Genomic DNA, 22,360 nt, shown 5'->3' with positions numbered 1-22,360 from the left:
CCTGTAAGTCGTCATCGTTTCGCCCTCCTCGAGGATCCTGCCGCTGGCTATGGAGCGGCCCTTCCGGGCCTCTGTTACGACGTCGATAGTCCGGTAGCCGATTGTTGCGTCGCGCGGGGCCACGGTGCGCGTCGCGAGCGCCGCGCGTCCGGCACGAGGGCCGGAACGCTTGGCTCAGATCGGCGGCGTCATCTCCGCTTCGCGCGCGTTCGATGAGGATTTGGAAGAGCGGTTCGGCGCCGCGGCGGTCGGGTTCCCTCGTCCATGAAGGGCAATGGGATGAGCAGGCGCCTCGCGCCGGATTGTGTGGCGCTGTAATCGTGCGAGGTCCTATTGCCGGCCTTCGACGCTGTGTCGTCGGGGATGCGCCTCGGTGCCGTCAGACCCTGGTACCCGTGGTTACGCCCGCGGTCGACGGGGATGACAGTGACGAGCACTCAGCTACCGACCGGCTCCTGTTCCCCACTCGGGGGCACACTCGGCATCGGGTGCTCGGCCGGCGCCGCTTCGACCTCTTCCATGAAGAAGCGGGATCGCACGATCTCGTCGCCCCGCACCGTGATCACGATGACCCCGCGCATGTCGGCCGCGCCGGGCCGGATGTAGTGGAACTCGCCCCAGAAGGTGTCGCCGACGGTGGCCGAGTCGACGATCTCGACGCGGATGTCCGGGAACGCCTTGAGGATCATGACCCAGTTCGTCCGCACGTTCTCCCTGCCGACGAACGCCCGCGCGGGGTGGGCGGGGTGCGAGGTGTCCACGTCCTCGGCGAAGTTGCTGGCGATCGCGTCGAGGTCGTGCGCGTTGATGGCCGCAATCAGCCGCTTGACGGCGGGAATTTCCATGCCGTCAAGGTTAGCGCGCGGCGCGTTCACGGGACTGTTTCCCGACCCATGAGGGGTCAATTGGGCAAGATCCGTCGGGGTGCGGTCGGCAGGCGCGGAGAAACGCGGTCGCAACTGACGGACAAACCCAGGTAGCGGAGGGGAATGTGGCAACATCTACCAGCGGGTATTCGGACCTGAAACGTCCTGCAACGACTTGCAAGGCAGCGATGGCGCTCGGACAGGCTAATGGCGGGAGAGGCGGAACCCAACCTGCGAAGCCTGTCGGAGTTGCTGGTACAGAGCGTATGTAGTCCGCATGTCCTGCACGTCCGCTGGTTCAGCACCACGGACTCCGCGGTGCCGGCCAGCCCGGACTGGGACATCCTTATCGTCGGCCGCAGCATTGTCGACGCCCTCGACCCCGCGACCGCCGCCAAGAACCTCGTCGAACTGGTCCACCCCAGCGAAAGGCACCGATGAAGATCAGCCCACTGACCCAGCACGACATCCCCGACGTCATCGAGCTGATGAGCCTCGGCGCGCCCTACATCCGGCCACGCACCGCTTCTGACTACTGGCTCTACGCCACCCTGTTCTCCACCACCTGCCCGATCGCCCACCCCGTGCGCCGCCGCGCCGGCGTCACCACCGCCCTGCTGAACGCAGTCCGCGAACGCAGCCAACTTCTCAGCGCCCGCAGGCTCTACCTCACCTCAGAACCCGACAACACCGCAGCCCACACCACGTGGACACGACGAGGTTTCACCAACGTCCCCGGCGATCAGACGATCGAGGGCGTGTCCGTCATCAGCGACTACAAAGGACCGGACAAACACCGCGCCGTCTACGAACTCCTGATCTGAGCGTGACGCACTGGGCCAGGCCGCGCAGGTGTTGATCTTCGTGGAGGGACGCGGCGCGCGGCCGCGAGCGCGTTGAGGCGGCACGAACCTCGAGATCGGCGCTGTCGCCGCAGACGGTCGAGGGCGTACCGAGTGTCCTGGGGTGGCCGCGACCCGCTCGCCGTCAATGGCGAATCCTGCAGCTTCCTGGAAGACCGCGACGAGGTCGTTCGAGGGCAGCGCCACCAGCCGCTCCGGGGCGAAACTGGGCTTCGGCGAGGTCCGCGGCAGGTAGTCAAGTCGTCAGGGCCCTCGAACGTCGGCTCATCACGTGCCCGGCACCGCGCGAATCCGGAAACGGATCGTCCCGGCTCACCCGGCGTGAAGCTGCGCGACGTCCCTTTTGTTCTCCGCCGCTGCTGCCTTGGGGGCGCCGGGCGGGTCGACGGCCGCGCAGTGACTGTCCGGTGCCGGGGTCTTCCGCGTTGTCAGGTAGGTCTCGACTGCGGCTCGGACGCACGGGCTGCCGCTGCGGTCGTAGGAGGAGTGGCCCCAGCCGTCGTAGGTCAGCAGAGTGGTGGTGTTCCTCGACTGCTGGTGGGCGTTGACGGTCCAGGCGTAGGGCGTTGACGGGTCGTAGACCGCGTCGAGCATCAGGATCTGCGGCGCGTTGCGGATTTTCAGCGGGTGCTGGGGGTTGGTGACCGGATCGGTCACGCCGACGCATGCGGTGACGTCGGTGTGGCCGACTGTTCCGCCGCGCATGGTGGGAGCCAGCGCGCGCTCCCGGGCCTCCAGCGCCTGGTACTCGGCGAAGGTACGGATCGGGAAGTTCCAGTCTGAGCAGACCGCCGCCTGGTAAACGCTGTTGCTCTCCGTGCTGGCCGAAGTCCGCGGCCGGGCGGAATCGCTCTTGGACTGCTGGCTCAGCTTGAGCACGTAGGTGGCCAGCGACGCGTACTGATTCGGCCGGTACAGGCCGAATCCCATGGTGCTGACGATGTCTTGCGCGCGCAGGAGCGTACCGGGGTGGTCGGGATCGGTGAGTTCACCGCGGTCGGCCCTGGCCAGCACGTCGTGCCACAGCTGGATGACGTTCCGGCCGTGCAACGCGCACGACGGGGTCCGGTCGCACCATCTTGCCCATTCGGTGAACGTGGTCTCCATCGCGGCCGATTCCGTGGACGCGTAGTCCCAGATGCCCAGGCTGTGGTCCATGTTGCTGTCCAGGACCATGGTGCGGATCTTGTCGCCGTAGCGCTCCGCGTACTGCTGGCCCATCAACGTGCCGTAGGACGCGGCGAAGTAGTTGATCTGCTTCTCACCGAGCGCGCGCCGGATCTGGTCCATGTCCTGGGCGGTGGAGGCGGTGTCGACGTGGTCGGCGAGCGGCCCGGTGCGCCGGCGGCAGTCGTCGAGCAGCTTGCGGTTGTACGCGCCCAGCGCGTCGAATTCGGCCTGGCTGGCCGGGAAGATCGACGCCGGGTGGTCCAGCAGTTCGTTGGAGCACATCACCGGCCGGCTGCGGGACACGCCGCGAGGATCCCAGCCGACGACGTCGAAGCGGGCGTAGATGTCCGGGCTGAACAGGTTCGTACGCAGCGCGTAGTCCACCCCGGAACCGCCCGGACCGCCGGGGTTGATCAGCAGGACCCCGATCCGTTTGGCCGGATCCGTCGCCTTGCGGCGGGCCACCGCGAGATCGAACGTTCCCTCCGCCGGGCTCCCGTAGTCGACCGGCAGGCGCAGGCTGCCGCACTCCGCGGTCGTGTCCTCCGGACACGCCGTCCACTGGACCGTCGTGGCCGGCGCGGCCGATGCGGGAAACCCGCCCAGCACACCACCGAGCATCAACGCGCTGGTGAATACGAGCCCGAACGCGTGGGTCGTCGATCTCAACGTCACTCCTGAATGGTGGTAGGAAAAACATCGAACCTTGGCTCGGCAGCGTTCCCGCGAACCCGTATCGCTGGACCGACTCCCTCGCCACCGAGGCCCGATAGCGCCCCAGGGTCACCCAGGCACCGGCTGGACCTCAGGCCGAGAGGCTGATCCGGCGCCCATGAGGGGAAGGACCGGGCGTCATGTCGGCGCACGATGGCGGTTCGGCCTGGAAGCATGCAGCGTTTGGCGCGGCGGGTGGCCGGGCCACGGAACTGTTTGACCACACAGATCCACCTCGCCATCGCGATCGACCCGGCGATCGCCGGCGCGGTTGCCGGCCACGCTCAAAGGCCCCGGCGCCGCCGGTTTCCTGGCCGGGCCGCTGGGGTTGCGGGAACATCGAGCTCCCGGAGCCTTCCTGGCGTTCGCCGCCGGAGCGCCGTCCTGGCCCTCATGAGGTGACGTGTTTCCGGGCTGCCCCGTCCGGAACGGTCAGGACTCGATGACCAGCCCCCATTCGGAGGGCTGGCTGCCTGCCGGCCGACACCGCGATGGCCGCGGAGGCGGCGACGGGAAGGCCGACTGCCCGACCTTGCGCAAGATGTTCATGAGTAACGCTCCTTGGGGAATTCGTTCAGAGCCTGGCGAAAATGATCACGGGCTGAAATGACTTTCCACTGCCGGCTGGGAGACTTGAACCGATTACGCCGATGTTTGCCCGAAAGCGGCCGGGCATGTACCCGAACTGCCCGCGTCCGCGGCGACAAGGAAGCGCTTCCTGGCCGCTGCGGGCAGCCGGTGCGGCGGCATGCACGAGGCCCGCCTCGATCGGGGTGCTGGTCCAGCCGTTCATCCGCGCACCTTGGCCAGGAATCCGGCGAGTTTGGTTACGGCCCGCTCGATCTGTTCCTCGGTGGTCAGGGATTCGCGGATCCGCTCACCGGAGGCGACCTTCTTCTTCCCGCGTAGGTAGAGCGAGCAGGCGAGGTCGGTGCAGAAGTAGGATCCGACCGAGTTGCCTTGCTTGCCCTCACGGCCTGCTTTGCGTGCGGTCAGCAGTGAGACGCCGCCGCCGGAGTGTGTGGTCAGGCACAGTGAGCAGAGGTTGCTGCGTGGGGTCCCGGTGGGCGGGGTGGCTCGGCGCAGCGTGATGCCGACGAGTTCGTCGGCGGACTCGGTGACCAGGTAGGCGCGGTCCGGTGCGGCGGGGTCCCGCCAGCCGAGGAAGTCCAGGTCGTGCCACGGTGAGGTGGTGAGATCCCGGGGCACGGCGAGCCGGTTCGCCTCGCCCTTGCTGCAGTTGACGAACGACGCGCGGATCTCACGCTCGGTGACGGGTCTCATGGCAGCGAATGTAGCTCTTCCTAGAGGATCTAGGCAAATGGTTAAATATCCTAGGAACGGCGAAAGGGGATCCATGGCGCGCGCGGGGGTGACCACCGAACGCCTGACCAGGGCGGCGGCGGAGCTGGCCGATGAGGTCGGTTTCGAGAACGTGACTGTGTCCGCGCTCGCGCGTGGTTTCGGGGTCAAGGACGCGAGCCTGTATTCGCACATCAAGAACGCGCGGGACCTGAAGGCGCGGGTGGCGGCGCTGGCGTTGACCGAGCTGGCCGACCAGGTGTCCGGCGCGTTGGCGGGGCGAGCGGGCAAGGACGCGCTCGTGGCGTTCGCGAACGCCTACCGGGACTACGCGAAGGACCATCCGGGGCGCTACGCCGCAACGCAGTTCGAACTCGACGGGGAGCCGCCGGACCCCGTCGCTGCGCGTCGGCACGCGGAGCTGACCCGGGCGCTCTTGCGTGGTTACGGGCTTTCCGAGCCTGATCAGACGGACGCGGTGCGGCTGCTGCACAGCACGTTCCATGGTTACGTGAGCCTGGAGCGCGGGGGAGGGTTCCGGCACACCTCGCGCGGGGCGGACGTGTCGTGGGCGCGGGCGCTGGACGCCCTCGACGCCGTCCTCGAAAACTGGCCGCGGCTGCCAAACCCGCCTTGAGCGGACCTCTCGGACCTGCTCCTCGACTGACTCGCATTTCCCGCGCACGAACGGAGTTCCCATGTCCAGCACCCTCGCCGGCAGCGGAGAAGCCACGGCGCCGGCCCAGGTCGACGCCGTGATCGTCGGCGCCGGGTTCTCCGGGCTGTACATGCTGCACAAACTGCGCGAAACCGGTCTGAACGCGGTGGTCCTGGAAGCCGGCGACGGAGTCGGCGGCACCTGGTACTGGAACCGCTACCCCGGCGCACGTGTCGACGTCGAGGGCTTCGACTACTCCTACTCTTTCAGCGAGGATCTGCAGCAGGAGTGGGAGTGGACCGAACGCTACCCGGCGAGGCCCGAGCTCCTGCGTTACCTCAACCACGTCGCCGACCGCTTCGGCCTGCGCCCCGACATCCGCCTGAACGCCCGCGTCGCCAGCGCACACTACGACGAGGCGGCGATGTCGTGGACGGTGTGCACCGAGCGGGACGAGGAGTACCGGGCCACCTGGTGTGTCATGGCCACCGGCTGCCTGTCGTCCTCCCAGCTGCCCGCCATCGACGGCATCGACTCCTTCGCCGGCGATTGGTTCCACACCGCGCGCTGGCCGGTCGGCGGTGTGGACTTCACCGGCAAGCGGGTCGCCGTGATCGGCACGGGCTCCTCCGGCATCCAGTCCATCCCGATCATCGCCGAGCAGGCCGCCCGGCTCACCGTCTTCCAGCGCACCGCCGCCTTCGCGATTCCCGCCCGGAACCGCGACCTCGAACCCGGTGAGGTCAAGGAGATCAAGGCGCGCTATCCCGAGCTGCGCGACCGGGCCCGCCATGGCTTCGTCGGCATGTCCAGGGTCCCCGAGGGCAGCACCAGCGCGCTGGAGGCGACCGCTGACGAGCGGCAGGAGGTGTTCGCCGAGATCTGGGCGGCAGGCACCCTGTCCGGCCTGACCACCAGCTACCGCGACGTGATGACCGACCGGACCGTCAACGACCAGGTCGCCGACTTCGTCCGCGGCAAGATCCGCGAGATCGTCGACGACCCGGCCACCGCCGAGCGACTGTGCCCGCGCGGCTACCCGTTCGGGGCCAAACGCCCCTGCCTGGACACCGGCTACTACGCGACCTACAACCGCGACAACGTCCGCCTGGTCGACGTGAGCGAGAATCCGATCGAGCGGCTCAGCGAGCGCGGCGTGGTCGTAGGCGGCACCGAGCACGGAGCCGACGTGATCGTGTTCGCCACCGGCTTCGACGCGATGACCGGCAGCCTGGCCTCCATCGACATCCGCGGCCGGAGCGGACGCACCCTGCGCGGCAAGTGGTCGGCAGGGCCGGTCACCTACCTGGGCCTGCAGAGCGCCGGCTTCCCCAACCTGTTCTTGGTCGCCGGGCCCGGCAGCCCGTCGGTCCTGACCAACATGGTGATGTCGATCGAGCAGCACGTGGAGTGGATCGCCGAGTGCATCGGCTATGCCCGCGAGCGGGGCGTGGTCGCGGTCGAGGCGACCGAGCGGGCCGAGCAGGACTGGGTGCGCCACGTCAACGAGGTGAGCGAGGCATTGCTGTACTCCGAGGCGAACTCCTGGTACCTGGGCGCCAATGTGTCCGGCAAACCGCGCGTCTTCATGCCGTACGCCGGGGGCCTTGGCACGTACCGCGAGCGGTGCGACGTGGTCGCCGCGGCGGGCTATGAAGGGTTCGTCCTGACCGCCGGGTGACCGGCGGCCCCACAAGACGAAGGCGAGATCCTCATGAAAGCAGTTCAGTACCGGAGTGTCGGCGCGGCGCCTGAGGTCGTCGAGGTCCCCGATCCCGAGCCGGGTCCGGGTCAGGTGCTGGTGAAGGTCACCGCGGCCGGCTTGTGTCACTCCGACCTCGCCCTGATGCACATGACGGCGGAGCGGTTGCCGTTCCCGCTGCCGTTGTCCCTCGGCCACGAGGGTGTGGGGACGGTGGCGGCGCTCGGGGAGGGTGCGGCGGGGGTGGTGGTCGGCGACAGTGTCGCCGTTTATGGCGCGTGGGGTTGTGGTGTCTGCGCTGCGTGCGCGGCGGGCCGGGAGAACTATTGCCCGCATGCCCGTGGGCTGGGTATCCGTTCTCCAGGGCTGGGTGCTCCGGGTGCTCTCGCGCAGTACCTGCTCGTCGATGACGTGCGTCATCTGGTTCCTTTCGTGGGGCTTGACCCGGTGGCTGCCGTGTCGCTGACCGATGCCGGTCTGACCCCGTACCACGCCGTCAGGTGGGCGTTGCCTGCGTTGGTGCCGGGTTCGACCGCGGTGGTGATCGGTGTCGGCGGCCTGGGTCATGTGGCGATTCAGTTGCTGCGTGCGCTCACTCCGGCGCGGGTTGTCGCGCTTGACGTGGGTGAGGACAAGCTGGCTCTCGCTCGGGAGGTCGGTGCGCACGAGGCGCTGGTGTCGGACGCGTCCGTGCCTGAGGCGATCCGTACGCTCACCGGTGGCTTCGGCGCCGAGGCGGTGTTCGACTTCGTCGGGGTGGAGGCGACTGGTCGCATCGCTGTCGCGTCCGCTGCCGCGGAGGCACGGGTGCTGAACGTCGGTTTGGGTGGCGGCGCGATGCAGATGGGCTTCATGCTGGTGCCGCCCGGTATGAGCGCGTACGCCCCGTACTGGGGGACTCGCGGTGATCTCGTCGAGGTGATCGCTCTCGCCCAGGCGGGCGCGTTGTCTGTCCGGACCGAGATCTACACCCTTGACGAGGCCCCGCTCGCGTACGAGCGGCTGGCCGCCGGAAAGGTCACCGGCCGCGCGGTCGTCCTGCCCAACGGCTGACCGGGTCGACGCACCCGCGTCGCACCGTGCCCCGCACGACGAGAACGGAGCGCTCAAGGAAGAGCTACCACGACCTCACCGACGACGGACCTGCCGTCGCGGAGGTCCGTGGGGTGCCCGAAGTCGGCTCATGTGTTCTGGCCTGCGGCAATGGCACGTTCGACGGGCAGGGCATGATCGCCGGCCATTCGGACACCAGGTCGGTGCCTCGAGGATGCGTGTGCTTCAGCGAGGAGCACGGGATGCCTCCACGGTCGAAGGCAGGGCTGTGGTGCGTTTCAGGCCGGCGTGTGCCCGGCGATTTCGTGGGTCCGTTCTTCGCGCAGGGTGCGCAGGTGGACCGAGGCCCAGGTGCGGAACGGCCGCCATGCGTCGGACACCTCGGCGAGCGTGTGGCCGGGGCCGTACTGCTGGACGATCTCGTTGTCGAGCCGGTGTTCGTGGTGCGGGATCATGTCCGGGGCGTTGGCGCCCCGGATGACGACCAGTTCGGCTGCGAATGGCCCAAGACCCTTCACCTCCTGCACGCGGCGGACCGCGTCGTCGGGATTCATCGCCCGGAGCTTGTCGCTGTCGAGGTGTCCGTCCAAGGCTGCCTCGGCGACGGCGTGCAGGTATTCGATCTTGCGGCCGGGCAGGTCGAGATCGAGGCCGCGCACCCGGCCGGGGGTGGGAAAGGCGCCGTCCTGGCCGTGGTCGCGGATGAGGTTCTCGCGTAGCCGGGCCGCTTGGACGATCCGGACCCGCTGGGACAGCACAGCCCATGCCGCGGCCTCGTAGGCGGAATGGAAACCACAGGGCCGCAGGCCGGGCAGCCGTTCCTGCGCGTGGGCGATGATCCGGTCGCGGCGCGCCACCTCGGGCCAGCCGCGGGCGTCGACGTCCAGGGACAGAAACCGGCAAACCTGCCGGGCGGCCCGGTCGAGGTCGCCGTCACCGGTCACCGTGATCCGCGCGGAGTCGCCGTGCTGGGCGACCCGCACCTCCGCGCGGCTCCAGTCGCCCTCGACGCGGAACACCGTCCGCAGCTCGGCGGGAGCGTGCTGGGCTGCCAGCGTGGCGGGGGCGAAGCCCGCCCAGAACCGCTTGCTCGTCTCGAGCGACCACGGTCCGAGTACGTCGACGTTCACCGTGTGGCCAGTCATGGTTCGCCCCCTCCGCCGTCAGGCCTCGTCGTGGACGGTGATCGCGTAGCCGTCCAGGTCGGCGAAGGCGAACGTGCGGCCGAAGGGCCCGTCGAACGGCTCGGTGACGATGGTGACCCCGGCGGCCTTGAGCTGGTCGTGCAGTGCTTGCGTGTCGTCGCAGCACAGCCACGGCACGACCCCGACTCCCGGGCGCGGGGACGCGGCGTCCAGGTCGACCCCGGGCAGTGGCTCCCGCACGGCGAACGGGATCGGCTGAGTGCCGAACACCACCGCGCCGGGCGGACTGGTGGGCAGCCTGCGCAGCCCGAGCTTGGTCTCGTAGAACTCGGCGGCCCGGTCGAGGTCGCGGACCTGCAGAGCGAGGAAAACGGGTCCGGTCACGTTCATGCTGTCCTCCGTGATAGATGTCAATGTGCTGACATAGACCAATGTATGTCATGATGTTGACATGAGTCAAGCCGAGTCGGCCGGTCCGTTGGACGAGGTCGTGGGTTATGTGCTGAAACGGGCAGCCGCCGCGCTGCGCACGCGCATGGACGCCGAACTGCGTCCACTAGGTCTGACCGTGCCGCAGTACGCGTGTCTCGAAGTGCTCGCACGGCAACCGGGACTGTCCAACGCGGAGCTGGCGCGCGCCGTGTTTGTCTCGCGCCAGTCGATGAACCTGGTGCTGCGCGGACTACAGGACCGTGGACTGGTCGCCCGTCCAGCGAGCACACCGCACGGCAGAGCCTTGCCCAGCCAACTCACCCAGACGGGCCGGGAACAGCTTCGGGCAGCCAGCATCCTCGTGAAGTCGGTCGAAAAGCGGATGCTCACGCCGCTCTCCGCAGCGGCGCAGGACCGCCTGCGCCGTGATCTCGCCGCCTGCGCCGACGCACTGGCCGAACACCACGACGCTCCCGAATCCTGATACCAGACCCGCCTGGTTGCGAACTTGCCCGCACTCGATCGTGCACCGGAACACCGGGGCCGGGCCGCCACGGGCCCGGGCCGGGTTGCGATGACATCGCCATCGCTGCCGCACCCCGGCCGCTTCCGCCCACACCAGCTCCCCGCCCGGCGAGGACGTCACCGCACCGACCGGATCATGGCCGAGTTGGTCCTACGAATGGTTCTCTGGTCGCATCGACCTCCAGCTTCCGGCGACCGAGAAGAACACCGTCACACCAGCGATGGCCGCGACATCGACATCGGAGACGGAGGCGTAGTCACACGGTGCCGGCATTCGCGACGGCAGGCAGTGAGCCACCCGATCCCCGCCGAATCCTCGAGGTCGTCGCGGCGCTGAACAGGTGCGGTCATTTCTCGCCGACATCGATCAAGCCTGACGCCACTGACCGCGGCGGTCGAGCCGGAGTTCGGTACAGAGGTTGCACAGCGTGGCGTGCAAGCCCAGGACGTGGTAGTACGACGAGTTTGACCGGTGAGGTCGAGTCGGTGGCCGTTCAGGCACCGTGCGCGAGGGTCCGGTGAGCGGAAGGGGTAGCCGGGTGTGACTGACCACGATATCTATCACCGCCGCCGGACCGAAGGTTCGGTTGTCCGCGGCCACTTGTACGGTCGGTGACAGGCGAAGGTGGACGCGAACCGCCGGGCGGGTCTGCCCGGCATCGCCACCTGCGCGGCTGCGGCGCCGGATCAGCGAACAGCAGACGGTCCGAAGCCGTCCAAGACCCCAGGCTGCCGCGCCGCTTCCGGTGCTCGGTCGCGTCGATGGGGTCCACCACGAGGAGTCGTATCACTTACGGTGACCGAAGTGCGGCCAGGTATCTCCCGCTCTCCAGCCGCCAGTGGGGAGTCCGAACTGGCCTTTGACAATCCTGCTATCGATCGGCTTGTGTCGCGACTTGACTGCGATACGTCGCGACGCCCAGCTACCATCGCTAGCGCCGACGGTGCCGTGCGGTGCTCTGTCGGGGTGGCGATGGATCGGGGTGTCATCGGTGGGCGGGGCGCAGGAGAAGGGGCCGAGGTAGTGGCTGCGGAACGGTCCGGCGACGACGAGGCTGCGCAGTACCCCGCGGCTGCATTCGGGGGCAATAACACGATCGCCGGGAACGTGTTCGGGCAGGTTGTGCAGATCGGAGTGCTCAACGGTGACGTCAATCTGGTCGCCGGTACCCCGGTCCGGACGCGCTACCACGAGCAGGTCGGCCAGCTCGCTCCCCTGGACCTGCTGGGCCGTGAACAGGAGTTGGCCGAGCTGGGGCAGTTCTGCACGGACCCGGCCACGGCCGGTCGGTATTTGTGGTGGCGAGCGAAGGCGTGGTCGGGCAAGTCCGCGTTGCTGTCCTGGTTCGTGCTGCACCCCCCGCCCAGGGTGCGGATCGTGTCGTTCTTCATCACCGCCCGACTGGCCAGTCAGAATGACCGGGCCGCGTTCATTGAAAATTTGCTGGAACAGTTGTTGGCGGTGTTGCAGCAGTCTCTGCCGCCGTTCTTGACCGACACCACCCGCGAGGCCCATTTGCTGGGGTTGTTGGCCGACACGGCGCAGGGCTGTCTGGCGCGGGGTGAGCAGTTCGTGCTGGTTGTGGACGGGTTGGATGAGGACCGGGGTGCGCACAGCGGCGACGACTGGCACAGCATCGCCAACCTGCTGCCCGCCACACCTCCGGCGGGGATGCGGGTGATCGTCGCCAGCCGCACGGACCCGCCCCTGCCAGGGGATGTGCCGTCGGACCATCCCCTGCGCGACCCCGGCATCCAGCGTGTGCTGTCGGCATCACCGCACGCGCATGATCTCCGGGAGCAGATGGAACGCGATCTGATCAGTCTGCTGCGTGGTGCCCCCCTGGGGCGGGATTTACTCGGGTTGGCCGTGGCGGCGAGCGGCGCCTTGTCCGACACCGACTTGATGACTTTGACCAACTGTGAGCCATGGGAGGTGCGCGAGTACCTCAAAACGGTGGCGGGCCGCAGTTTCACTCGTCGCGCGAGCCACTACCGCAGCGACACCACGGTGTACGTGCTCGCGCACGAGGACCTCCACGAAGCCGCGTGTGATCAGTTCGGCGCTGCCAGCCTGGCGGGCTATCGGGATCGCCTGCACCAGTGGGCACAGGACTACTGCGACGGGCACTGGCCGAAGGCCACACCGGACTACTTGTTGCGCGGCTATCCGGACATGCTCGCGCAAGCCGGAGATCTGTCGCGGTTGGTGGCGTGTGTGATCGACCGGGATCGCCAGGAACGCCTGCTGCTGATGTCCGGTGGGGACAGTGCGGCACTGGCGGAGATCGTGAAGGCGATCGACTTGTGTGCCGCCGCGCCGACGATTGACCTGAACGTGATCGTGCGTTTGGCCCGGCATCGAGAGCGGCTGCGAGTCCGCAACACCGACATCCCAGTGGTCATCCCGGCTACCTGGGCGCGGCTGGACGAGATCGATCGCGCTGTGCAGATCGCCCGTTCGATTACCGCACCTATCCATCAAGTGTTCGCCCTGGCGAGGGTGGCTGAAGTTGTGGCGCAGGCCGGTAATCGTGACCGGGCTGTGGCATTGCTGCATGAAGCAGAGGACACCGCGGGCTCGACTATCGACTTTGCCGAGCAAGCAAATGCACTAGCGGAGACGGCGCAGGTGGCAGCGCGGGTCGGCGACCTGGACCGGGCCGAGCGCATCGCCCGCTCGATCACCGACCCCGAATACCGGGCGTCGGCGCTGGCGAGGGTGGCTGAGGTTGTGGCGCAGGCCGGTAGCCGTGACCGGGCTGCGGCGATCCTGCACGACGCCGAGCACACCGCCAGCTCGATCACAAGCCCCGAGTACCGAGCATCGGCGGTCGCCAAAATTGTGGCGCAGGCCGGTGACCTGGACCGGGCGGAAGCCATCGCCCGCTCGATCACCGAACCCGACCAGCAAGTGATGGCGCTGGCGGCCGTGGCGCCGGTTGTGGCGCAGGCGGGTGACCTGGACCGGGCTGAGCGCATTGCCCACTCGATCACCAGCTCCTACTATCGAGCGTCGGCGCTGGCGGCGGTCGCGCCGGTTGTGGCGCAGGCGGGTGACCTGGACCGGGCCGAGCGCATCGCCCGCTCGATCACCGCCCCTGACGAGCCAGTGTGGGCGCTGGCGAAGGTGGCCGAGGTTGTGGCACTGGCCGGTGACCGTGACCGGGCTGTAGCGATCCTGCACGAAGCCGAGCACACCGCCCACTTGATACCTGACCCCGGCCGGCGGGCCTCGGCGCTGGCGAAGGTGGCCGGGGTTGTGGCACTGGCCGGTGACCGTGACCGGGCTGTAGCGATCCTGCACGAAGCCGAGCACACCGCCCGCCCAATCATCGACCCGTATTCGCTGGCGTACGGGCTGCGGTCGGTGGCTGAGGTGTTCCTGCGGGTCGGTGACCTTGATCAGGCCGCGCGCATCGCCCGCTCGATCACCCTTCCCCGTCGGCGAGCGTGGGAGCTGGCGGAGGTGGCCGAGGTTGTGTCGCTGGCCGGTGAGCATGAGCGGGCGGTGGCATTGCTGCACGAAGCCGAGCACACTGCCCGCCCGATCTCCGACCCCGACCGGCCGGAGGCGTTGCGGTGGATGGCCGACGCCGTGGCGCTGGCCGGCGACCTGGACCGGGCCGAGCGCATCGCCCGCTCGATCACCAGCCCCGAACGGCAAGGCTGGGCGCAGCGGACGGTGGTTAAGGGGGTCGCCCGGGCTGGTGACCTGGACCGGGCCGAGCGCATCGCCCGCTCGATCATCGACGCCGAGCAACGAGCGTTGGCGCTGGCGGATGTGGCGCAGGCGACAGCGTGGGCTGGTGACCTGGACCGGGCTGAGCGCATCGCCCGCTCGGTCGCCGAGCCAGTCTGGCAAATGTGGGCGCTGGCAGAGGTGACCACGGCTGTCACGCTGGCTGGTGACCTGGATCGGGCCGAGCACATCGCCTGCTCGATCCCCGATTCCTACCACCGAAAGTCGGCCCTGCATTCGGTGGCTATGGGGTTCGCCCGGGCCGGTGATCGTCGCCGGGCGGAGTACATCGCCCGGTCGATCACCGATCCCGACAGACAACGGTGGACGCTGGAGTCGGTTGCCGAGACTATGGCGCGGGCCGGCGAGTTCGACCAGGCGGAGTACGTCGCCCGGTCGATCACCGACCCCGACAAACAACGGCAGGCGATGCTGTCAGTTGCACAGGTTGTAGGGCGGGCCGGTGACCCTGACCGGGCCGAGCACCTCGCCCGGTCGATCACCGGCTCCGGATCACAAGCCCGAACGCTGAACGCGATCAGCGACGGGGCCAACACAGAACAGATACTCCGCGACGTCGCCCGGAAGCTGAAATCCGCTCCCTGGTATCAATCGTCGTCGGATGTCCTCTCTATGGCGACAGACGCTTTCGACGAAGCAGTTGATGAGCTATGCACTGATTCTCCTAGATCAGGACACAAATAGCAGACGACTCGCTTGGGGCGATTACCGCCAGAAACGCCCATGAGCGAGTAGCGGATCAGTGACACGAGCCGGATCCGGACCGGGTCAGACAGGGCCTTGAACAGCTGAACCGACCACCACTGCGGGACGTCGTCGCCGCGGCACCACAGATCGCCGCATCGCCACGCCACCCGAGCCGATCGGCAACGGCGCCCATGGATAGGCGCTCGGACCCGCGCGGAACCACGGCAAGCCCTCCCAGCGCGAACGCTGACGTGACACTTTTCCTGACCACCCGGTGACAACTAGCGTGATCAGTCACGCTCACCTGGGTGAGCCTGACGGGGGCTCGCGCGGGGCGGCAGATGACGATGCTCGCCCGGAACGTGGTTCTGGCCGCTACTGCCCGCGGCTACCGGAAGCGAGTCCGCCCGACGGCCGATCCGATAGGTGAGCACTTCCCTCCCCCCGGGCTTTGAGGCCTGACACGAGATCGTGCCTTCTGCTGGTGGTCGGGAGAATAGATCGCTGCTGGGATGTCGTGCCCGCCCAGGATCGTGGGGCGTGAGCACTGTTTCATCAGGGCGCTGATGGTTCTCCCGCAGGCTGCGTAGCGTTGATCGACGGTGAGGACGGAAAAACAGAGTTGCTGTTCGTGGGAGACACTGATGGACGCCACCGGGCGACGGTTGGCCAAGGCGCGGTTACCTGAGGGAATGGCCGGAATGACACGGCTGCACGCGATGATCGGTGATCGGCTGGGCAATGGTGCGGACACCATGATCGCCGGCCCGGGCAGTGTGAGAACCAGCCGGACGAGAAGTTCCGCATGCGGTTCGGCGGCGAAGTGCTGTTGCACGCCTGGCAGTGCTGGCGTGATAGTGGCGCTGGCCATGATGGTCATGGTGCTGACGTCGAGCAGCGTCGCCAGCAAGGACATCGGCGGGCGCCGCACTCCGGCGTCAGTCGTTTCGGTCACGAAGCCGAAGGTAGAACTTCGACCTGACTTGAAGTCAACGCCGCGTGCGCTCCCGCACCGCGTGCTCGCCCCGGCGGGCAAGCCGCCGCCGGGGGTATGCCTAGCCCTACCTTCGAGACTACGGGCAAACCGATCGAGGCCGGACGGTGCACTGGCTAATCTGGACCTCGTGGCTACCGTTTCTCCGATCGCGAAACCGCGCACCGTGCTCGATGCCTTGTCGCGACGGACATTCCTGATTTCCTCCTGGCCCTGGCGAGCGTTGCTGTACGGGCTGAGCACTGGCCCGATGACACTGCTGTTCGGGCTTCCGTTCGGGTTCTGCCTGCTGCCGCTCGCGGTGCTGGTCAACCGGGTCGCGCAAGGGCAGACCTCCGATCTGGCGCTCGTCGCGGTGTTCTCGGTGTTCGGGATGCTGCTGTTCCTGAGCGCGGGCCCGGCATGGGCGGCGGTGGTGGCCGGGGTCGAACGGCAGCGGCTGCGCATGGTCGACCTCAATCCGGTGACTGTCCCCTTTGGACCGGTCCGCGAACCGGGCTGGTGGCCCCGGATGCGCGCGCGGTACACCGAACCGGCGTCGTGGCGCGAACTCGGATACGCGGTTCTGTTGTGCACCGCGATTCCCCTGCTGTATTCGGTGGCCGGCATGGTCGCGTTGGTCTCGGTGGTTTTGGTGGCCAGTCCGCTGCTCGTCAGCGCGAACGACACGATTTCCCTTGGCTTCGGTGAGGTTTCCACTCCGGAAGGGGCCGTACCGTTCGCGCTGGCCGGGGTGGTGCTGCTCGTGCTGTCTGGCTACCTGCTGTCCGGATCCGCCGGCCTGCACGCGATGCTGGCCCGTTCACTGCTCACCGACGGCGCGGCCGAGAAGCTCCGCGGCGAGCTGACCGAGGTGTCGCAATCCCGCACGCGGCTGCTGTCGGCGTTCGACGCGGAACGCAAGCGAATCGAACGCGATCTGCACGACGGGGCGCAGCAACGGCTGGTCGGGCTGAGCCTGCAACTGGGGCTCGCGAAGGTCGATCTGCCGCCGGATTCGGCGGCGGCGAAGGCGGTGTCGGACGCGCATGATCAGGCCAAGAAACTGATGGTCGAACTGCGCGAGCTGATCAACGGAATCCACCCGCGGGCGCTCGCCGAGCTCGGCCTGCCCGCCGCGTTGGAGGAACTCGCCGACGGCTGCGCGGTGCCGGTCACCGTCGATGTGGCGGTGCCCGCGCGGTTGCCGGAGTCGGTGGAATCTACCGCGTACTTCGTGGTGGCCGAGTCGTTGACCAATGTCGCCAAGCATTCCGCGGCCAGCTGCGCCTCGGTGACCGTCAGAATTGTCGGTCAGCTCCTTACGATTGAGGTATGGGACAACGGGGCCGGCGGTGCTGACCCGACGCGCGGCACGGGGATCACCGGGTTGAGCGACCGGGTCGCCGTGCTGGGCGGACGGATGTGGGTGCGCAGTCCGGTCGGCGGGCCGACCGTCGTGCGAGCGGAGCTGCCGTGCTGAGGGGAGAGCCGATGCGGGTCGTCCTCGCCGAAGACGAGGTGCTGCTGCGCGAGGGATTGTGCGGTTTGCTGGAGCGGTTCGGCTTCGAGGTCGTCGCCGCGGTCGGCGATGCCGAGGGCCTGCACGCCGCCGTGCGGGAGCACGATCCGGACCTCGTGCTCACCGACATTCGGATGCCGCCCGGACATTCGGACGAGGGACTGCGCGCGGCGGTCGAACTGAGGCGCACGTGGCCGGAGCTGGCTGTCGTGGTGCTGAGCCAGTACGTCGAACACCACCACGCGGCCGAGCTGCTCGACTCCGCCGAGGGGCGCGGGGTCGGCTATCTGCTCAAGGACCGGGTGGTCGACGTCGAGGAATTCGTCGCGACGCTGCGCCAAGTCGTCGACGGCGGGACGGCGGTGGATCCGCAGGTAGTACGCCAGTTGCTGCGTCGGCGGGCCGATCCACTGGCCCGGTTGTCGGCGCGAGAGCGTGAAGTCCTGTCTCTGATCGCCGAGGGACACTCCAACGCCTCGATCGCCCGGCGGCTGGTGGTGTCGGACGCGGCGGTGGGCAAGCACGTCGGGAGCATCCTGGCGAAACTCGACCTCCCGCCGGCCGACGACGGGAATCGCCGGGTGCTGGCGGTGCTGGCGTTTCTCCGCGGGGGCGGCTGATTCCCGGCACGGCGATCGCCGAGGACCGCACGAGCGGCGGATCCCGTCAGGCGCTGGGCGGGTCCGTGGTCGCCGTGCGGGCGGTGACGAGCCCCGATTCGTAAGCCGCGATGACCGCTTGCGCGCGGTCGCGAACGGCGAGCTTGTCGAAGAGGCCGGTGATGTGGTTCTTCACCGTGGAGAGGCTGATTTCCAGCGCGCGGGAAATCTCGGCGTTGCCGAGGCCGGTGGCCATCAGCCGCCACACCTCGACCTCGCGGGGAGTGAGGCCGTCGACGCCGGCGGGGGTTTGCGGAGCGGCGGAGTGCGGTCGTACGTAGGCGGCGATCAGGCGGGTGAGCAGGCGCGGCGCGACCGCCGCGTCGCCGGCGTGGACAGTGCGGATCGCCGCGGCCAGCTCTTCCGGGGAGCTGTCCTTGGGCAGGAATCCGCAGGCCCCGGCGCGCAGGGCGCCGACGACGTATTCGTCGAGGTCGAAGGTGCTCAGCGCCAGTACCCGGCAGCCGGGCACGGCGGCGGTGAGTTCCCTCGTGGCGCCGATCCCGTCGAGGACAGGCATCCGGACATCCATCACCACGACGTCCGGGCGCGACTGCCGGGCGAGGGCGACTGCCCGCGCGCCGTCTTCGGCCTCGCCCACCACCTCGAAGGAGGGATCGGGGGAGAGGATCAGCGACAAGCCGCGGCGGACGAGTGGCTGGTCGTCCGCGATCAGCACCCTGATCACCGGCCCGGTCATCGCGTCGTCCCTTCGTGCTGGACGGCCGCGTCGGCGGCCTGGTCCGTGGTCAGCGGCAGGTCGGCCACCACGGCGAATCCTCCGTCGGCTCGCGGGCCGACGGCGAGGGTCCCGTGGTGCAGGGCGACGCGCTCGCGCATGCCGATCAAGCCGAAGCCGCCTGAACCCGACGCGGTGGCCTGCGTCGAGATTTCGCCGCCGTCGTCTCGCACCTCGACGGTGACACTGTCCCGGCGGTAGGTCAGCTCCACGGACGCGCGGGCCTGCCCCGCGTGCTTGCGGGCGTTGGTGAGGGCTTCCTGGACAATCCGGAACACCGTGAGGCCGACCGTCGGCGGCAACGGACGCGGCGATCCGTGGACGCTGAACTCAGCGGGCAGTCCGGCGAGACAGGACTCGGCCACGAGACGGTCGAGCCCGTCGACGCCGGGCTGGGGCAGCGAGGGCGAGTCCTGCGGTTCGTCGTCGGCCCGCAGCACGTCGAGGAGCTGGCGCATTTCGCTCAGCGCGAGCCGCCCGGAGGACTCCAGAGCAGTCAGCGCCTCCCGGACGACCTCTGGCTCGGCGAGGTTGGCCCGGGCCCCGCCCGCCATCAGCTGCATCGTGGTGATGTGGTGCGCCACGATGTCGTGCAGTTCCCTGGCGATGCGGCGGCGTTCGTCGGCCACCGCGCGGTCGGCGAGGAGCTGGCGGTTGGCCGCCACCTCTCGTTGCCAGCGGTTGATCACCAGCGCGGTGCCGACGACGAGCAGTGCGGTGAGGAGCGGGGTGACGACGTCTCGCCACGGCGGAATCCGGCCGTCGCTCTGACTCAGCAGCGTCAGCGACACCGTCGCGACAGCCGCGGCCGCGGTCACCCATCCGGTGCGTGCCCGGGCGACCGAATACAGAGCGACTATCAGTACCGCGCCGAAATGACTCGGCAGCGGAACGACCAAAGTGGCCGTCACGTCGAGGGCCAGCACCGCGGCGAGCACCGTTACCGGGTGAGTGCGCCGGGCGAGCAGCGGTACCGCTGCCAGTGCGACGAGGAGGAATCCGGTGGCACGCACGTCGTATCGGCCGTCGGGGGCGCTGAAGAACACGTAGCTGAGCAGGTTCATCACGCAGGCGCCGCCGGCCACGAGCGCGTCGTTGCGGGTCCACGGCGGCTCGGCGCCGCGCGGACGCGACGGCACCCGCACCTCTTGCCGGCTCCTGGACATGTCTGTTCTCCCCGCGTCGGGCCTCCCGGCCTCGGGACAGCGTCGCACGGCGCCCGCGGCGGTCCGGGACCAGGACCAGGGTCCTAGTCCCGGGGCCGGGAAGGGACTGCGGACCCCGTTCCGGATCATCCGCCGCGACGACGCCTGCCGACCCCGCGGAGTGCTGGACTGAAAACCGGCCGGGAATCCCCGGCGGACAAGCACTTCTGCCGGAGGACCTCGTGATCCGCGCCCTGACCGGATACTCCACCCGACGACCGTGGCGGGTGATCGCCGCATGGGTGCTGCTCGGCGCCGCCCTGATCGCACTGACCCCGACCGTGCTCGCCCGAGTCACCCAGCACCAGTCGGCGGACTTCCTTCCCAGCGGCTACGACTCGGCCGCCGCGCAGCGGATCGCCGAGGAGAAGTTCGGGGCGAACCCGGACGCCACCACGGTGACAGTGCTGGTCGCCCGCGCCGACGGCAAGGCGCTCGGGACCGCGGACCAGGCGCGGGTCGAGGCCGAGGCGGCGAAACTGGCTCGGCGCCAAGTGCTCATGCCCAACGAGGACGACCTGCCGCGGTTCCTCGTCCCGGACCGTTCCCAGACACCCCGGATCGTCCCGGCCATGACGGCGCCCGACCGGAGTTTCGAGCTGCTTTCCGTGCAGCTGACGGGAAATCCCTCGGACAAGGGGGTCCAGGGGGTCTACCGGACCTTCCGGGACGCCGCCCGGGCCGAGTTCGCCGAGGCGGGGATGCGGACCGGTTTCACCGGGAGTCTCGCCGAGCGCGTCGACACGACCGATGCCCACGCGTTCGCCGCGAAGGTGGGCAGCGCACTGGTCATGGTCTTCATCATCCTGCTCAACGTGCTGGTGTTCCGCAGCGTGCTGGCGGCCTTGCTGCCGCTGCTGGCGGTCGCCCTGATCGGCGGTGCCGCGGCGGGAGCCGTGGCCGGCGCCGCGCTGCTCGCCGGGCACAAGCTCGACGCGGGCACCCCGGACCTGATCTCCGTCGTCCTGCTCGGCATCGGCATCGACTATCTGCTGTTCCTGCTGTTCCGGTTCCGCGAGCACCTGCGCGACCGGCCCGAGCAGCCCGCCCGCGAGGCAGCCGCGCAGGTCGCCGCCCGGGTGGGCACCGCGATCGCTTCGGCGGCGCTGACCATCGTGGCCGCGTTCGCGACGCTGGGCGCGGCGACCTTCGGGCAGTTCCGCTCGCTGGGGCCGGCGATCGCCGTCGCGGTACTGGTGATGCTGCTCGGCAGCCTCACCCTGATGCCCGCGCTGCTCGCGGTCGCCGGGCGCAAGATGTTCTGGCCCTCCGCCGCGTTGGGCCGCAGGCCAGCGGAAGGCCGCGCCGCCCGGCTGGCCGCACTGGTCACGCGACGTCCGCTGATGATGGCGGCCGCCTCCGTCGCGCTACTCGGCGCGCTGGCCTTGGGATTGACCGGAATCCGGATGGACTACGGCCGGGGTTCGGGCGACTCGACTCCAGCAGCGGCCACCGCGGCCGAGATCTCCCGCGCGCTGCCGGCCGGAGTGTCTGATCCGACGAGCGTCTTCGTCACCGTCGAGGACGGCTCGACCTTGACCGTCGAACGGCTCGACGGTCTCGCCCAAGGGCTCTCCCTGGTCAGCGGGGTGGGGCAGGTCGCGCCGACGGTCCTGACCGAGGATCACCGCGCGGCCCGGATCGACCTCTACCTGACTGCCGGTTCGCAGAGCCAGCAGGCCCGCGACCTCGCTGCGGGACCGGTCCGGGTGGCCGTCGCCCAGAACACGCCCGGCGGGACGACGGCGCACGTGGGCGGGACGGCGGCGATCTTCGCCGACATCGCCACCGCCGTCGACCATGACCTGAAGATCGTGTTCCCGGTCGCGGCCGCGCTCATCGCGCTGATTCTGCTGCTGCTCCTGCGCAGCCTGCTCGCGCCGGTGATCCTGATGCTGTCGGTCGGGCTCGGCTTCGCCGCCACCCTCGGCGCCGCCACGCTGCTGTTCCAGCACGTTGCCGGCGATCCCGGCGTCAACTTCACGCTTCCGCTGGTGCTGTTCCTGTTCGTCGTGGCACTGGGCACCGACTACAACATCCTCATCACCGACCGGATCCGGGAGGAGACGCGGCGACCGGGCCCGGCGCGGGCCGCGGTGGCTCGCGCGGTCCGGCACACCGCGCCGGCCATCGCGACAGCGGGCATGGTGCTCGCCGGTTCCTTCGCCACGCTCGCCACCAGCCCCGGCAACGAACAGGTCGCCTTCGCGATGGCCCTCGGCATCACGCTCTCCGCGCTCGTTCTTTCGCTGGTGCTGGTCCCAGCTCTCGCCGCGCTCTTCGGCAAGGCATTCTGGTGGCCGCTCCGCCCGCGACCGGCCGGGCACCGCCACGCGACCGCATCCGCACCGGAACCCAGTCAGTTCACGAACTGCTGAGACA

Annotated in this window: 18 protein-coding genes; 10 read left to right on the top strand and 8 right to left on the bottom strand. The window is 68.9% G+C overall.

All coding sequences use genetic code 11. The features are described from left to right. Positions 1-437: 437 nt before the first annotated feature. Entirely contained in the window at positions 438-845 is a 408-nt protein-coding gene (locus OG943_RS24600) for a nuclear transport factor 2 family protein (RefSeq protein ID WP_328603263.1), read from the bottom strand. Positions 846-1,073: 228 nt separating this feature from the next. Between OG943_RS24600 and OG943_RS24595 the strand changes: the two genes are divergently transcribed. Continuing rightward, entirely contained in the window at positions 1,074-1,307 is a 234-nt protein-coding gene (locus OG943_RS24595; RefSeq protein ID WP_328603262.1) for a hypothetical protein, read from the top strand. Continuing rightward, the gene (locus OG943_RS24590; RefSeq protein ID WP_328603261.1) at positions 1,304-1,690 is read left to right on the top strand and encodes a GNAT family N-acetyltransferase; all 387 of its coding nucleotides are present in this window, start codon (positions 1,304-1,306) and stop codon (positions 1,688-1,690) included. Before OG943_RS24595 ends, OG943_RS24590 begins: the two co-directional genes overlap by 4 nt. A 351-nt stretch (positions 1,691-2,041) precedes the next feature. On the opposite strand, the gene OG943_RS24585 is transcribed toward OG943_RS24590, so the two are convergent. Both OG943_RS24585 and OG943_RS24580 read right to left on the bottom strand, forming a co-directional pair. Beyond that, complete coding sequence (locus OG943_RS24585; RefSeq protein ID WP_328603260.1) at positions 2,042-3,568, bottom strand: alpha/beta hydrolase; 1,527 nt, start codon at positions 3,566-3,568, stop codon at positions 2,042-2,044. A gap of 834 nt (positions 3,569-4,402) precedes the next feature. Continuing rightward, entirely contained in the window at positions 4,403-4,897 is a 495-nt protein-coding gene (locus OG943_RS24580) for an FBP domain-containing protein (protein WP_328603259.1), read from the bottom strand. A gap of 73 nt (positions 4,898-4,970) precedes the next feature. Between OG943_RS24580 and OG943_RS24575 the strand changes: the two genes are divergently transcribed. The 3 genes from OG943_RS24575 to OG943_RS24565 all read left to right on the top strand — a co-directional run bounded on the left by OG943_RS24575 (position 4,971) and on the right by OG943_RS24565 (position 8,328). Further along, positions 4,971-5,552, top strand: coding sequence for a TetR/AcrR family transcriptional regulator (locus tag OG943_RS24575; protein ID WP_328603258.1), 582 nt, complete (start codon positions 4,971-4,973; stop codon positions 5,550-5,552). Between the two features lie 61 nt (positions 5,553-5,613). Continuing rightward, the gene (locus tag OG943_RS24570) at positions 5,614-7,254 is read left to right on the top strand and encodes a flavin-containing monooxygenase (RefSeq protein ID WP_328603257.1); all 1,641 of its coding nucleotides are present in this window, start codon (positions 5,614-5,616) and stop codon (positions 7,252-7,254) included. A 33-nt stretch (positions 7,255-7,287) separates the two neighbouring features. Continuing rightward, positions 7,288-8,328 (top strand): NAD(P)-dependent alcohol dehydrogenase, encoded by a 1,041-nt coding sequence (locus OG943_RS24565; protein WP_328603256.1) that lies wholly within the window; start codon positions 7,288-7,290, stop codon positions 8,326-8,328. 278 nt (positions 8,329-8,606) lie between these two features. On the opposite strand, the gene OG943_RS24560 is transcribed toward OG943_RS24565, so the two are convergent. Both OG943_RS24560 and OG943_RS24555 read right to left on the bottom strand, forming a co-directional pair. Continuing rightward, entirely contained in the window at positions 8,607-9,473 is an 867-nt protein-coding gene (locus OG943_RS24560) for a DNA-3-methyladenine glycosylase family protein (protein WP_328603255.1), read from the bottom strand. 18 nt (positions 9,474-9,491) lie between these two features. Next, complete coding sequence (locus OG943_RS24555; RefSeq protein WP_328603254.1) at positions 9,492-9,863, bottom strand: VOC family protein; 372 nt, start codon at positions 9,861-9,863, stop codon at positions 9,492-9,494. Positions 9,864-9,924: 61 nt separating this feature from the next. Between OG943_RS24555 and OG943_RS24550 the strand changes: the two genes are divergently transcribed. Further along, a complete protein-coding gene (locus tag OG943_RS24550) occupies positions 9,925-10,389 on the top strand; it encodes a MarR family winged helix-turn-helix transcriptional regulator (protein WP_328603253.1) in 465 nt (154 codons plus the stop codon). Positions 10,390-11,454: 1,065 nt separating this feature from the next. Next, the gene (locus tag OG943_RS24545) at positions 11,455-14,877 is read left to right on the top strand and encodes a hypothetical protein (protein WP_328603252.1); all 3,423 of its coding nucleotides are present in this window, start codon (positions 11,455-11,457) and stop codon (positions 14,875-14,877) included. A 391-nt stretch (positions 14,878-15,268) separates the two neighbouring features. Here OG943_RS24545 and OG943_RS24540 read toward each other — a convergent pair whose 3' ends face one another. Next, positions 15,269-15,835 carry a hypothetical protein gene (locus OG943_RS24540; protein ID WP_328603251.1) on the bottom strand — a complete coding sequence of 189 codons (567 nt, stop codon included), beginning with the start codon at positions 15,833-15,835 and terminating at the stop codon, positions 15,269-15,271. 169 nt (positions 15,836-16,004) lie between these two features. On the opposite strand from OG943_RS24540, the gene OG943_RS24535 reads away from it, so the two are divergent. Next, on the top strand, positions 16,005-17,336 hold the full coding sequence (locus tag OG943_RS24535) for a sensor histidine kinase (protein ID WP_328603250.1): 1,332 nt from the start codon (positions 16,005-16,007) through the stop codon (positions 17,334-17,336). An 11-nt stretch (positions 17,337-17,347) separates the two neighbouring features. Further along, positions 17,348-17,995 carry a response regulator transcription factor gene (locus OG943_RS24530; protein ID WP_328603249.1) on the top strand — a complete coding sequence of 216 codons (648 nt, stop codon included), beginning with the start codon at positions 17,348-17,350 and terminating at the stop codon, positions 17,993-17,995. A gap of 46 nt (positions 17,996-18,041) precedes the next feature. Here OG943_RS24530 and OG943_RS24525 read toward each other — a convergent pair whose 3' ends face one another. Together OG943_RS24525 and OG943_RS24520 are read right to left on the bottom strand one after the other, a co-directional pair. Beyond that, positions 18,042-18,734 carry a response regulator transcription factor gene (locus OG943_RS24525; protein WP_328603248.1) on the bottom strand — a complete coding sequence of 231 codons (693 nt, stop codon included), beginning with the start codon at positions 18,732-18,734 and terminating at the stop codon, positions 18,042-18,044. Further along, positions 18,731-19,939: a sensor histidine kinase gene (locus OG943_RS24520; RefSeq protein ID WP_328603247.1), complete on the bottom strand. Its 1,209-nt coding sequence runs from the start codon at positions 19,937-19,939 to the stop codon at positions 18,731-18,733. Before OG943_RS24520 ends, OG943_RS24525 begins: the two co-directional genes overlap by 4 nt. A gap of 221 nt (positions 19,940-20,160) precedes the next feature. Between OG943_RS24520 and OG943_RS24515 the strand changes: the two genes are divergently transcribed. Beyond that, on the top strand, positions 20,161-22,356 hold the full coding sequence (locus OG943_RS24515; protein WP_328603246.1) for an MMPL family transporter: 2,196 nt from the start codon (positions 20,161-20,163) through the stop codon (positions 22,354-22,356). Positions 22,357-22,360 lie beyond the last annotated feature (4 nt).

The sequence above is a fragment of the Amycolatopsis sp. NBC_00345 genome, from assembly GCF_036116635.1.
GTDB lineage: Bacteria > Actinomycetota > Actinomycetes > Mycobacteriales > Pseudonocardiaceae > Amycolatopsis.
The sequence above is the reverse complement of the archived record's forward strand: the minus strand, read 5'-3'. Positions and strand labels throughout refer to the sequence as shown.